At 42.1% G+C, this 13922-nt stretch carries 12 protein-coding genes and 1 riboswitch; of the genes, 1 reads left to right on the top strand and 11 read right to left on the bottom strand.

All coding sequences use genetic code 11. The features are described from left to right. The first annotated feature begins 15 nt into the window (after positions 1 to 15). A complete protein-coding gene (locus tag O2S85_RS05005) occupies positions 16 to 1728 on the top strand; it encodes a GMC family oxidoreductase (protein ID WP_269411603.1) in 1713 nt (570 codons plus the stop codon). 80 nt (positions 1729 to 1808) lie between these two features. Here O2S85_RS05005 and O2S85_RS05000 read toward each other — a convergent pair whose 3' ends face one another. From O2S85_RS05000 to O2S85_RS04950, 11 genes are all read right to left on the bottom strand, one after another. Further along, on the bottom strand, positions 1809 to 2198 hold the full coding sequence (locus O2S85_RS05000) for an acyl-CoA thioesterase (RefSeq protein ID WP_269411602.1): 390 nt from the start codon (positions 2196 to 2198) through the stop codon (positions 1809 to 1811). Positions 2199 to 2336: 138 nt separating this feature from the next. Then, positions 2337 to 2936, bottom strand: a complete 600-nt coding sequence (gene cysC / locus O2S85_RS04995) for an adenylyl-sulfate kinase (RefSeq protein ID WP_269412478.1) — start codon at positions 2934 to 2936, stop codon at positions 2337 to 2339. Positions 2937 to 2947: 11 nt separating this feature from the next. Continuing rightward, a complete protein-coding gene (locus tag O2S85_RS04990; protein ID WP_269411601.1) occupies positions 2948 to 4726 on the bottom strand; it encodes an SLC13 family permease in 1779 nt (592 codons plus the stop codon). Positions 4727 to 4743: 17 nt separating this feature from the next. Then, on the bottom strand, positions 4744 to 5922 hold the full coding sequence (gene sat / locus O2S85_RS04985; RefSeq protein ID WP_269411600.1) for a sulfate adenylyltransferase: 1179 nt from the start codon (positions 5920 to 5922) through the stop codon (positions 4744 to 4746). A 138-nt stretch (positions 5923 to 6060) separates the two neighbouring features. Further along, the gene (locus O2S85_RS04980) at positions 6061 to 6705 is read right to left on the bottom strand and encodes an NAD(P)-binding protein (protein WP_269411599.1); all 645 of its coding nucleotides are present in this window, start codon (positions 6703 to 6705) and stop codon (positions 6061 to 6063) included. 36 nt (positions 6706 to 6741) lie between these two features. Next, entirely contained in the window at positions 6742 to 7479 is a 738-nt protein-coding gene (locus O2S85_RS04975) for a sirohydrochlorin chelatase (protein WP_269411598.1), read from the bottom strand. Positions 7480 to 7493: 14 nt separating this feature from the next. Then, positions 7494 to 8270 carry a uroporphyrinogen-III C-methyltransferase gene (gene cobA / locus O2S85_RS04970; protein WP_269412477.1) on the bottom strand — a complete coding sequence of 259 codons (777 nt, stop codon included), beginning with the start codon at positions 8268 to 8270 and terminating at the stop codon, positions 7494 to 7496. 43 nt (positions 8271 to 8313) lie between these two features. Then, positions 8314 to 10047 carry an assimilatory sulfite reductase (NADPH) hemoprotein subunit gene (gene cysI / locus O2S85_RS04965; protein ID WP_269411597.1) on the bottom strand — a complete coding sequence of 578 codons (1734 nt, stop codon included), beginning with the start codon at positions 10045 to 10047 and terminating at the stop codon, positions 8314 to 8316. A gap of 40 nt (positions 10048 to 10087) precedes the next feature. Then, complete coding sequence (locus O2S85_RS04960; RefSeq protein WP_269411596.1) at positions 10088 to 11926, bottom strand: assimilatory sulfite reductase (NADPH) flavoprotein subunit; 1839 nt, start codon at positions 11924 to 11926, stop codon at positions 10088 to 10090. 99 nt (positions 11927 to 12025) lie between these two features. After that, a complete protein-coding gene (locus tag O2S85_RS04955) occupies positions 12026 to 12760 on the bottom strand; it encodes a phosphoadenylyl-sulfate reductase (RefSeq protein WP_269411595.1) in 735 nt (244 codons plus the stop codon). Between the two features lie 106 nt (positions 12761 to 12866). After that, positions 12867 to 12968, bottom strand: a riboswitch (SAM riboswitch). Positions 12969 to 13132: 164 nt separating this feature from the next. Beyond that, on the bottom strand, positions 13133 to 13894 hold the full coding sequence (locus tag O2S85_RS04950; RefSeq protein ID WP_269411594.1) for an IclR family transcriptional regulator: 762 nt from the start codon (positions 13892 to 13894) through the stop codon (positions 13133 to 13135). Positions 13895 to 13922 lie beyond the last annotated feature (28 nt).

The following is a 13922-nucleotide window of genomic DNA, read 5'->3' as shown; positions in this document are numbered from 1 at the left end:
CAAGGAGTGAACAAATTGACTAAAAAACTGCCAAAGGTTCCAGTCGTAATTGTCGGAATGGGATGGGCCGGCGGAATAATTGCCTCGGAACTAACCAAAGCTGGTATTAAGGTTGTTGGATTAGAACGTGGGAAAGCAAGAAAAACAAGTGACTATTACATGGTTCACGATGAATTGCGTTATGCCCAGCGATACGAGATGATGAAGGACCTATCCAAGGAGACCCTTACATTTCGAAATACAGAGAATATGCGCGCCTTGCCAATGCGTACATATGGCACGTTTTTGGACGGAATCGGGACCGGTGGGGCTGGTTCGCACTGGAATGGACAAACCTATCGTTTCTTACCTTATGATTTTGAAATTGCTACCAAAACGAAAGAAAAGTATGGAAAAAACAAGATCCCGGATGGCATGGATCTTCAGGATTGGGGGATTACCTATGACGATCTGGAGCCATATTATGATACATTTGAAAAAATGGCCGGCATTTCTGGTGAAGAAGTATCCCTTTATGGAAAACGTTCCAATCCTTATCCAACCAAACCAATGCTGAAAACGCCTGTTTTGGAAATGTTCGAAAAGGCGACTAAAAAGCTGGGATATTCCCCATACATGACACCATCAGCAAATTTGTCAGAGAATTACACAAACCCAGATGGCATTGCTCGTGGTGCCTGTCAGTATTGTGCATTTTGCGAACGCTTTGGTTGTGAATATGGTGCAAAAGCCGATCCAGTGGTTACTGTTTTACCAGTAGCAGAAAAAACAGGTAAGCTGGAGGTACGCACCTATTCCAATGTAACTAAAATACTTCATGATGGCAATAAAGCAACTGGGGTTCATTATGTCAATCCAGTTACCCGGGAGGAATTTGAACAGCCCGCAGATGTGGTTGTCTTATCCAGTTACGTATTCAATAATACCAAACTACTTCTTGTATCCAATCTGGGTAAACCATATGATTCTAAAACCGGTCAGGGTGTTATCGGGAAAAACTATTGCTATCAAATAACTGGTGGAAGTACCCTGGGATTTTTCAAGGATAAGTTTAATATTTATGCCGGCGCAGGTGCACTTGGGATGGAGATCCCTGAATTTACCGGGGACAATTTTGATCACTCGGATCTGGATTTTATCCATGGTGCCGGAATTCGCATGTTCCAATATGGAAATCGTCCCATTGCGAACAACGTTGTCCCTGAGGGAACCAAGGCTTGGGGTAAGGAATTTAAACAGACATCGATTAAATATGCCAACAGCTGGCTTAAAGTCGCAGTCCAGGGGGCCAGTATGCCATGGCGAACAAACTATCTTGACCTGGATCCCAATTATACAGATGAGTATGGTGTCCCGTTATTGCGCATGACCTATGATTATACCAATCAAGACCGGAAATTAACCGAATTCATGGCCAAGAAAACCGGCCCAATTATGAAAGAAATGGGGGCGGAAATTACCGAGACCCAAAATAATCTGGAGCCATTGGATATATCCCCTTATATTAACACGCACAATACAGGTGGTGTTATTATGGGAGATGATCCTAACACGTCGGCTGTAAACAAATATTTACAAATGTGGGATGCCGAAAATGTATTTGTTGCCGGAGCCTCCGCATTCCCGCATAACAGCAGTTTCAATCCAACAGGAACACTTGGCGCCCTATCCTATCTTTCAGCGGAGGGAATCATCAAATACATGAAAAACGGCGGTTCATTAGTTTAAGACAGGAGTTGCTTGTTCCATCTTCTTTCCTTGGAAGGGATGGGACAAGCGACTCTTCTATCTTCAAAAATTAGGTCCACTTAATAATAATGGTTTTCCAGTTCCTCTCTGATGCTTCCTGTAATTGGCTCCGATGTTTGCGTTTGCACATTGAAATTCACGTAGGTCACCGTATCTTTTGCACATAATCGCCCATGCTGCCACATTTCTTCATATAATTGTAAACTGGTGTTACCTATCATTTTTACCCAAGTATAGATATGTACGGGTGTACCAAAATAAATTTGCTGTACATAGTCCACGTTCATATTCAAGATGATCATTCTCCAGTGATCAAAGTTATCATCGGGCGTGAACAATTTAAAGATCTCATTTCGTCCCGCCTCAAACCAGACTGGCACCGTTGTATTATTTATATGACCAATACCATCTGTTTCTGAAACGCGCGGTTCGATTATGGTTTGATACATGAACATCATCCTTTACTTCATATCTACTACTATTTCAACAAAACAAAGGAATTTCCTGCTTTATTTCAAAAATATCCAGGAATAGCAGATTAATTCCTATCGGGCAAAAAAATAGAACGGAAGATGCCCTCCGTCCCACTAAATGTATTCGTGATTTTTCAGATAGTTAATGATAAGACCAGTTGATTCTTCTAATGTGTGCTGCTCGGTGTTGATGATGATTTCCGGATTGTCAGGTATTTCATAAGGGGCATCAACACCAGTAAAACCTTTGATTTCACCGGCACGTACTTTTTCGTACAATCCTTTTGGATCACGTGCCTCACATGCTTCCAGCCCACACTTTACATATACTTCGATAAATTCCTTGTCATGAAACAACGCACGAACATTATCACGATCAGCACGATAGGGAGAAATAAACGCGGTCAAGGTGATCAATCCAGCATCAACCATTAAATTGGCCACTTCCCCAATCCGTCGAATATTTTCCTTACGATCTTCCGGGCTAAAGCCTAAGTTTTTATTCAATCCGTGACGCACGTTATCTCCGTCCAGGCGATACGTGTGTATGCCTAATTCGTGCAGCTGCTTCTCCAATGCTACAGAAATAGTTGATTTCCCTGATCCAGACAAGCCGGTAAACCAAATAACTGCACTTAGATGTCCGTTTCGTTTTTGCCTTGCCTCTTTTTTTACCTCAGACTGATGCCAAACAATATTCGTTGATTCTCCCATCATTTTTCCTCCTAAAACCACCAAAAGTACACGATGGTAACAGTAATCACCATTACTAGCAAACTAAGTGGTGTACCTATTTTGATAAAATCCGAAAACTTGTAACCACCCGGGCCATAAACAATCATATTTGTCTGATAGCCAATTGGTGTCATAAAACTTGCCGATGCCGCAATGGTAATCGCAACCGCAAAGCCCATTGGGTCCAGCTGTAAATCCGCAGCCAGCTCCAACCCTATCGGCAGCATAAATATGGCAGCAGCACTGTTCGTAATTACCTCCGTAAATATATTGGTTAACATATACACGAATAACAGAATCATAAATAGTCCGATCGGTTCTCCCACCGCTAATACACCTGTTGCAATCCACTCTGCCAAGCCTGATTTCATGATGGCCATACCAACCCCAAAGGAACTGGCAATTAAAAGCAATACATGAAAATGGATATATTTCTTGGCCTCCCCCACTGTTATCGCCTTGGTTGCCAACAATAATAAAACGGCTAAGGCCATAGCTTTAAACATACTTAATACACTAAACGTAACAAGGATGATCATGAGGAAAAAGATCCCGATCGATAGCCAGCCCTTCCCTGAATTACGTTTGAGCGATTCCGGGATTCCTAAAGACGTTAGAACATAAAAATCATTGGATTGCTGATAGGTTTCCACAAAGTTCTTTCCAGCCAGCAAGAGTAAGGTATCGCCTGGAAGAAGTGGAATATCCCCTATTTTTGATGGGATCCGTTCATTATTACGATGAACTGCGATCACTCCGGCATCGTATTTGGAACGAAACTGATTTTGTTTAATTGATTTGGATAATAATCCGGATTGATGTGAGACAACCGCCTCGACAATCTGGGTGTTCCCATTTTTCAATGCATCCAAATCCGAGGGCTTACCCGTTTTTAGGGCTAACCCTTTCGTCATTTGCACATCAGTCAGAGTTGACATTAATCCGGTGAAAATTAATCGGTCTCCCATTTGAATAATCGTAGAGGAACGGATAGGGAAAATACGCTCTTCCCGACGGATAATTTCCACTAAATTCAACCCCTTTAGCTCCGTTAACCCGGCCTGCTGTACACTTTGGTTCAGATGCGGAAATGTTTCTTCAACGGTTAACTCAGCAATATATTCTTTGGAATCCTCTTTCACTTTTTGCTGCAACCCTTTGTATTCCGGTAATAATCGATAACCAACTGTAAACAGATAAACCAAACCGACAATGGTGATGGGTATGCCTATAACCGTCAATTGAAATAAGGTGTACCCTTCATAGCCATAATCAAGCAGCATGCCGTGAACAACCAGATTTGTAGACGTTCCCATCAAGGTGATCGTACCACCTAAAATTGTTGTGTATGATAACGGAATTAAAAATTTAGACGGCGCGATATGGTGCGCTTCACACCACTTTTTTATCAAAGGGGTAAGCGCCACAACAATAGGGGTATTATTTAAAAAACCGGAAAGCAATGTTGTCGGTATAAAAAAACGTGCCATCGATCCCAGTAAACTGTTACCCTGATCAAGCCAGGATGTAATGAATCTCTCCAGGATGCCACTTTTTTGAATAGCACCAGCAACAATAAATAAAAGCGCAATCGTCAACATGCCTTCATTGGAAAATCCGCGTAATGCTTCCTCAGGAGTTAAAATACCCGTTATTAAAAAAATGGTTAACACCGTAAAAACAATGATTTCCGGTCGGGCGATTTCGAAAAATAACCCGATTAACATAGCAGTTACGATTACGAGCACAAATATCAATTCAAATGTCATAGGGGTCAACCCTTTAGTTAATGTTGTTTTAAACCTTTTCTCAGCACTGCAGCTACTTCAGGACGGGAAAATTCTTTCGGTAATGACTCGCCATTTCGCAATTTTTCCCGTACCTTTGTACCGCTTAGATGAACATGAAACGTCTTATCATGGGGGCATGTTTTTTTCGTTCCCATACTCTCACATTTCGTACAATAGAAAGCATGTTCAAATTTAAATATTTGAATGCCAAGTTCTTCCTCATATTGAGAAATTAATTCCTGTGCCTCATAAGTACCGTAATAATCACCTACTCCGGCATGATCGCGTCCAATAATAAAGTGGGTGCAACCGTAATTTTTGCGGACAATCGCGTGAAGGATCGCTTCTCTTGGACCAGCATAACGCATCGCAGCTGGATAAATAACGAGTCGGGTTCGATCGGCAGGATAATACGTATTCAAAATAATCCAATAACTTTCCATTCGGATCTCAGCTGGTATATCATCAGACTTGGTTTCTCCCACCAATGGATTTAAAAGTAAACCATCGACTGATTCCAACGCACTCTTCTGGATATATTCATGGGCACGATGCACAGGATTACGCGTTTGAAAGCCAACAATAGTTTTCCACCCTAAGTCAGCGAACAACTTTCTTGTTTCCAATGGGTCAAGGTAAAAATCGGCAAATTGATCATGTTGTGGACGTTGCAGCAATTCAATCGATCCAGCCAAATAAACTTCACCTTTTTCATAGACTTTTTTTACACCGGGATGGGCTTTATCTGTTGTACCATATACAAATCTTGCTTCCTTTTCTTTATCATAGGAGTAGATTTCTGCCAAATGAAGAATTCCATAATTCACACCGTCTTCCCCTGCAAGTGCAAGCTTCTCACCAATTGCAAATGCATCTGCCTGTTCTTTCGTCACTGGTAGCGTAATTGGAATGCTCCAAATGGTCCCATCCGCTAACCTCATTTCCTCTACAACTCTTGTATAGTCCTGCTCCCCCATAAAACCAGTTAATGGGCTAAAGCCGCCAATTGCAATAAGTTCCAAGTCAGATAAACTCCAGGCATCCAATGTCAATGTCTTCAGCCTGTGTACTTCATTTACAAGCGTTTCCCGCCTCGACCCAATGACTTCCCGTTGAACAAGCTCACCACCATGGGGAAGAATCGCTTCTTTTGTCTTTTCTTTTGTCAATGTCATGCGATAACCCACCTTTTCCTTATTATCCTTTCAAAAAGCTAATATTCTGGCAAAATAGCATTCAGCTCAACTATCATGGCACCCGTCTTTGGCTAATCGAAATAAAAGACATGTGGAACATGATGTTCTTTTAGTTGTTTACTTCCGGTTCACCCCATCATGTTCCTCCTCTTTTACCAGGTTTTTCAGCCAATCCAGGGTGATGATTTGCTTTTGTTTGTTTAAAAAGCTTTCGTCCATTAATTCCTTTAATAGAAGCGTCCGGACCTTTTGCGTTAGCAACGACCGTTTGATTAGCTGGCGACTCTCATACAAAAAGTCAACATATTCTCCGTAGCTTTTGTCATATATCGTGGCTAGCTTGGTTTTTATTTTTGCTGCCAGAATTGGACTTGCACCATTTGTGGCAATACCGATCGATAATTTCCCTTGCTGTAAGTGAGCTGGAAATTGAACATTCCCTTGTTCAGCATCTGCAGCAGCATTTACTAAGGATGTTTCCGGTACAGCTTTGGTGACAGCCTGATTTACTGTAGGGTTATTTGTGGCAACAATAATCAGGAATGCATGAAGAAGATCGTTTGCTTCAATATGCTTTTGTTTCCAGCTTACGTACCCTTCTTCCCATAACATGCGAACCCCTTCATCTATTTCTGGACTGATCACCGTCATGTATGCCCCACTTTCGAGCAAAAATCGAATTCTTCGCTCGGCAACACGTCCCCCACCAACGATAACGACTTTTTTATCTGTTAAATCAATCATGAAAGGTAGAAAAGCCATTTACCAACATCCTTTTTTATAAACTTGGGTAAACATCTATTTTAGTGACAGCGCCTCATACACACGCTGTTTAAGTCCCTGTTTCATAGTCGGATGATCCCCAAGTTGTCGACAAACGATAATATCCGTCTTCGGATTTGTTCGTTCCCGTGCTTTCTCCTGTATTGAACGCATCAGCAATCCGGTAAACCATAAATAAGGAACAATGAACAGTTTGGAAAACCCTTCTTGCAATGACACATGAAGCTGTTGCTCAAATGAAGGTTCGCATGCGGCCAAAAAGCAATAATCTACTTGTACAGCAGGCATGCTTTTTTGCAAGTTTGTCTTAACCTGGCTGATATCCTTTTTTGTTTGGGGATTGTGACTGCCACGCCCAACAACCAGTATTTTGGAATCCTCCCTAACCGATTGACCTGTTTCCGCAATGCGTTCCAGCAAAATTTGAGTAAAGCGATTCTGCACCCCCAATGGCTGCCCATAGGTAAAGGTGATGAAAGGATACTTTTTCCTGATCTCAGTAAGCTCGGCTGGTATATCTTTGTAATAATGACCAGCACTTAAGAGCAGAACCGGAACCACCGCTATCCTCGATGCTCCATGATCCACGAGTTTTTCTACTCCCTGTTCCATATTTGGCTCCGCGAGTTCCAAGAAGCAAATTTCCTGAAGCGGTACATCCACTTGTTTGATGACGGCTGAAATACAGCTAATCGCCTCAGCAGTCGCTTCAGATATTCGGCTGCCATGGCTGACATACAGTACTCCTTGCATGCATATTCCTCCAATTAACCGATGACCGCAGACACCGAAAATTCATTTTCTACCGACAGTTGTTCAAACCATTGTAGTTGCTCCCGTAGTTTGACCACCTCGCCGATAACAATCATCGCTGGATTTTTAATCGTATTACCCCTTTTTGTAATGTTGCCTAATGTTCCAGTTACCGTTTGCTGCTGTTCTGTTGTTCCACAGTGTATTAATGCAACAGGAGTATCCGCCTGACAGCCATAACGAATCAGTTTACTGCAAATAAGTGGCAGATTCTTGACGCCCATATAGATACAAAGGGTATCCACTCCTTGAGCTAGATGCTCCCAATACTTTTCCGAGGCTTCAAGGCTTTTGTTCACGCCGGAAATAAACGTTACCGATGAGCTGTAATCCCGATGCGTTAATGGAATACCGGCATAAGCTGGTGCCGCTGATCCCGATGTAATCCCCGGGACAATTTCAAAGGCAATTCCATTCGCATGTAAAAACGCTGCTTCCTCCCCGCCTCTGCCAAAAATAAACGGATCTCCACCCTTTAACCGGCTGACAACTTTACCTTGGCTTGAAAATTGATAAAGCAAGTCATTGATCTCCAATTGGGTAAGCGAATGCTGATTAGGCCCTTTTCCGCAATAAACAAGTTCCGCTTCATCTGCAGCATGGGTTAAAAGTTCTGTATTCACTAAACGATCATATAAAGTAACATCTGATTGCTGAAGTGCTTTGATTCCTTTGACTGTAATCAAATCCGGATCACCGGGACCCGCGCCTATCAAGTAAACTTTTCCCATCATGTCCACCGATTCTCCTCCCGTATGTGCTTGAGCAACTTCATTATTCCTTATATTGGTTGGTTGCATGGAAATCACGTCCATCTGTTACTTTATCTACATAACCGGCGCGGATCACATAATCACCAAAATGTTCTCCTTCATAACGATTGTCAGCATAATCAGTTAGGATGGTACGGAGGTTTTCCAAAATTTCTTGCTCCCCGATATTTTCTCGATAAAGACGATTTAAACGGTCGCCGGTAAAACCACCACCAAGGTACATATTATATTTTCCCGGTGCTTTCCCGATAAAGGCGATTTCCGCAAGCGCGGGTCGTGAACAGCCATTGGGACATCCTGACATGCGAATAACAATTTCTTCTTCCCGTAAACCGACCTCATCCAAAATTTCTTCTATCTTCTCAAGCAGAGCAGGCAAATACCGTTCCGACTCAGCCATGGCTAAACCGCATGTTGGGAAAGCAACACATGCCATGGAATTCCGTTTTAATGCAGAGTGTTGTTTTCCATCTGTCAATCCATATTTTTTTACCAGTTCATTGATTTCCTCCAATTTTTCATTCGCGACATTGGCAATAATCAAATTTTGATTTGCAGTAAGCCGGAAATCTCCAGTATGAACTTTAGCAATTTCTCTTAATCCAGTCTTGAGCGCATAATCATCCGTATTCTTCACACGACCATTTTGCAGAAATAACGTTAGGTGCCATTTACCATCACCCTTTACCCAGCCATATCGATCCCCATTACGAGCAAAATGATAAGGATGTGCGGCCTCTAATTCCCAACCGAGACGTTCAGTTAACTCAGTCTTAAACCAATCCAGACCATGGGCGTCGATCGTATACTTGAAACGGGCGTTCTTCCGATTCGAGCGATTACCATAATCTCGTTGAATCGTCATGACTTTCTCCGCTACCTCGATGACATTATCCTTTGAACAAAAGCCAATCACTTTTGCAACCTGTGGATATGTTTCCGGTTCACCATGGGTGCTTCCCATACCACCGCCAACCGCTATATTAAATCCTATTAATTTTCCGTCTCCCAGGATCGCAATCAGTCCGAGATCCTGTGAAAACACATCAATGTCGTTGGATGGTGGAACCGCTAAACCAATTTTAAATTTTCTCGGCAGGTAAAAGCGGCCATACAATGGTTCGATATCCTCTTGCTCTTTGGTATCAACCACTTTCATCTTATCCAGCCAAATCTCGTGGTAAGCGTTTGTTTTTGGTGACAAGTGTTCACTGATTTGTTGGGAAAGCTCGTAAACTTCTTTATGAACTGCAGATTGATACGGATTCGGGTTACACATGACATTCCGGTTAACGTCACCACAAGCAGCCAAGGTATTCATCAATGCCTCATTCACTTCTTTGATCGTCTGCTTTAGGTTCCATTTTAGAATCCCATGCATTTGAAATGATTGCCTTGTCGTTAATTTCAAAGTGTCATCCGCATATTTGGTTGCTAAATCGTCCATAACCAGCCACTGTTCAGGCGTTGCGACACCACCTGGGGCTCGCACACGTAACATGAATTGGTAAGCCGGTTCCAGTTTTTTACGACGTCGTTCATCCCGAATATCCCGGTCATCCTGCTGGTAGCTTCCATGAAACTTTAACAGCTTCGTATCGTCATCCGATATAGCCCCTGTGATTCGATCCGCCAATCCTTGTTGAATCGTCCCCCGTAAATAGTTACTTTCATCCTTTATTCGTTCCAGATCACTCGGTGGCCCATCCTGTTTAAATGAATCATACGCTGCCATCGTCAAGCTCCTTCCCTTTTTGTCTTCTATTTCTTGCTCACTAATAGACATCCCGTTGATACCGTTTCTGCTGTCGCATTTCTTTCAAGTACTGTTCGGCTTCCTCATGCGTCATACCAGCTTCTTGTTCCACAATAGTGATTAGCGTTTGGTGAACATCCTTTGCCATTCGCTTTTCATCACCGCAGACATAAACGTGGGCACCTTCCTCGAGCCATTGATAAAGATCCCGGCTATTTTCCAGCATCATGTTTTGCACATATACTTTTTCCTTGGAATCACGTGAAAATGCGACATCCAATCGGGTTAGGTAACCTTCCTTCAACCAGTTTTGCCATTCGACTTGATAAAGGAAGTCACTAGTAAAATGTTGATCGCCAAAGAATAACCACGTTTTCCCTTTTGCTTCTAACTCTTCTCGTTCTTCCATAAAAGCCCGGTAAGGCGCGACTCCCGTACCAGGTCCAACCATAATCACGGGAACATCTGGATCGGCAGGAAGCTTAAAATTCGGATTATGCTGAATATAAACCGGTAATCGATCACCAGGTTCCAATCGTTCAGCCGTCTGAAGCGAACAGACACCAGCTCGATCGCGATTATGGGCATGATAGCGAACCGTTCCAATCGTTAAGTGAACTTCATCCGGATTTGCTTTATGGCTGCTTGTAATCGAATAAAGTCTTGGTGGTATCTTTCTAAGAATCTGTACAAATTCGCCTGGTGTCAGCTCCCGTGTTGGCGGAAAGTCATTGATCAAATCAAGCAAATCCCTGCCAACAAGATAATCTTTCAACGTTTCCTCCTGCCCTGGTGCAACTAAATCCACCAACTTATCATTTCGGAAAATCTCCGCCGCTTTTTGCATGAGTGGTTTTGTCAGACAGGTAATTTCCAGGTTTTTATGCAATGCATCATAAATCGAACGAATATCACCTTTTTTATTTACCGGTACAGTTTCTTCAGGATCCCAGTTCATCTCGTGGATCAGTTGATTTACCAGAATTGGATCGTTTTCCGGGATGATCCCTACACTATCACCCGGTTCAAAGGAAAAATTAGACCCCTCCAGTGATAATTCCAGATGACGCGTTTCTTTATTTGATCCGCGACCATTCAAATTGAGATTTTCCAAGATTTCTGCCTGAAATGGATTAGTTCTGGAATAGGTTGGCAGATCATGTTCTTGTGTTTGACTCCCCACCTGTTGGGTATGTGCATCGTCCGATTGCGGAACGGCTTTTTTCGCTTCACACACTTTTTCTAATACACCGTTTATCCATTCTTCTGCGGGTTCATCAAAATCAACATCACAATCAACCCGTGGATGAAGTCTTTCCCCACCTAACTCCTCCAACCGTTTATCAAAATCTTTCCCTGTTTGACAGAAAAACTCATAGGACTGATCCCCCAAGGAAAGTACCGAAAAACGCAAATCCTTTAGTTTCGGTGCTTTTCTGCTAAACAAATATTCGTAAAAGGAAACGGCATTATCTGGAGGATCTCCTTCTCCATGCGTGGCTGTCACAATCAGCAAGTCTTGCACATTCTTCAACTTTTTTACTTTAAAGTCATCCAGGGCCGAGCAGGTTACCTTAAAACCCTGCCCCTCTATTTTTTTAGTTAGCTCCTCTGCCAACGTCTGCCCATTACCGGTCTCGGATCCGAATAAAATGGTTACTTCTCTTAAAGCGGGTTGGTCGATATTGGTTGGTGCTTGCTCCTGATTTGGCACCGTCAACCCGTTTTGTACTGTCAGGGAAGCTGCCAAATATCCGCTCAGCCAAACTTTTTGCGTCTCTGTCAAGGTTGGAAGCAGACGTTGCAAAATATCGGTTTGTTCTTGACTAAATGGGCTATTGTTTACTTGTAATTCCAAAACAAATTCACCTCACAATAAACATAATTATATTTATTAAATATATCGCTTTACTAAGGTTTAAAACAAACAGTGTCATTAGCCATTATATCAATAAGGTTACTGTCCGTTACTGCCTGGCAAATGCAATCCACACTCTGTTTTATTAAATCCTTGCCATCTGCCTGCTCTGGGATCATCAGAATCCGTTACTCGTGACGTACAAGGAATACAACCAATGCTTGGATATCCCTGATCATGTAGTTCATTATATGGCAAATCATTGTTTTTGATATACGCCCATACATCATCCCACGTCCAATGAATAAGCGGGCAAATCTTAATTGACTTGAAACGTTGATCCTTATTCACAAAATCAGTATGTTTACGACTTGCCGACTGCTCCCTGCGAAGACCGGAAATCCATGCAGGAGCGCCTTGTAAAACATCTTCCAGTGGTTTTATTTTCCGAATGAAACAACATTGATCCGGATTTCGTGTCCATAAGGCAGAACCATACTCCGCCGCTTGTTCTTCCAACGTTAGCTCTGGCTTTTTTAATTCAATGCGAAGATCGGGATATTTACCTTTTACCTTATCAATCAAATCATAGGTTTCTTGAAAATGAATCCCTGTATCTAAAAAAACAACGCTTGCATCTTGTTTCACCTTTGAAATTAAATCAATTAATACAATCCCCTCAGCACCAAAGCTACAAGCATAAACAACACCATCTCCGTATGAATCGTAAGCCCATTGTAAGATTGGAGATGCCCCTTGTGTCTCGTCAACCGGGTGAAAATCTTTAAAAGGGTCACCAGGAAAATTGTCGTACGTAATCGGGGACTTTTCCATTTATCATCCCTCCATAATAATTTGAGGTGAAAGTCGTGTATATAACCAGCCCCCCTCCAGCTTTGGAAGAAGAAGGGGGCAGAACTTAAATCCTAACCTAGCTCCCTTCTTATCTTTCAGACTATGTCTGCAGGATTTGGCACAGTGTTTCATACAACCTGTTGCCGAAGCTTCACCGGGCCTTTCCCTCCACCTCTCATGATAAGAAAACTTAAAATCAAACTAACTTTATAGGAATTGTATATTATTGAAAAAATGATGTCAATACTTATTTGAAAAATGGGCTTTAGGACACATAAATGTTTCTTTTTCCAATCTCTGTTCTGTAAAAAATAATGGGGCAGGAAATCCGATCCCCTGTCCCATCTATACTTAGTCTTGCTTGTATCCTAAAACATAAGAAATCTTAGCCGCCCCTTCCATCACTTTTTTTGCTACTTTGTACTTTTGCTTTTCATCATAATGATTTAAAGGAATAACACAAGTAATACAACCAATCACCTTTTGTGTCGAATCAAAAATTGGAGCGGCAGTACCTGATGCACCCGCCAATCGCTCACCTAAAGTAATCATATAGCCTTGTTCGCGTATTAGCTTTATTTCATCACAAATTTGTTCCTGTTCATCAATGTCAACCGCCTCTTTTTCAAAAATCCTCTGAATTTCATCATCATCCAAGTGAGCCAATACGACCTTTCCGCTTGCCGCAATATGGATAGATTGCAACACACCGATTTCCAGAACATATTGCAAAGGATTTTGGCTGTGTACGCCCTCAACAAAGGAAATCTTCCTATGCTGTGGATGATATAGTCCTAAATAGACAGATTCAGTAATCGTGGATGAAATTTCCTCCATGAATGTTCTGGCAACCTGTTTGATTTCTACTTGTGACGATATAATGGAAGCCATTCGAACGAGTTCGGGCCCAATGGTGTATTTTCCGGTTTGGGCGGATATACCTAATATGTTTTCATCTCTTAACGTTTTTAGATTACGATGCAAGGAGCTTACCGGTATTTCCAGATAACGTGCCAGTTCGTTTACTCCCCAGTCTGATTTTTCATCGGTAAATGCTCTGATGATTGCAAAAGCTTTGGAAATGACATTTGGATTAAAACGTGAATTCACCATATCGTACTCCCCCCCCATATTAATAAAT

The sequence above is a fragment of the Lentibacillus daqui genome, assembly GCF_027186265.1.
Taxonomy (GTDB): domain Bacteria; phylum Bacillota; class Bacilli; order Bacillales; family Amphibacillaceae; genus Lentibacillus_C; species Lentibacillus_C daqui.
This window is presented reverse-complemented; position numbering and strand designations above follow the sequence as displayed.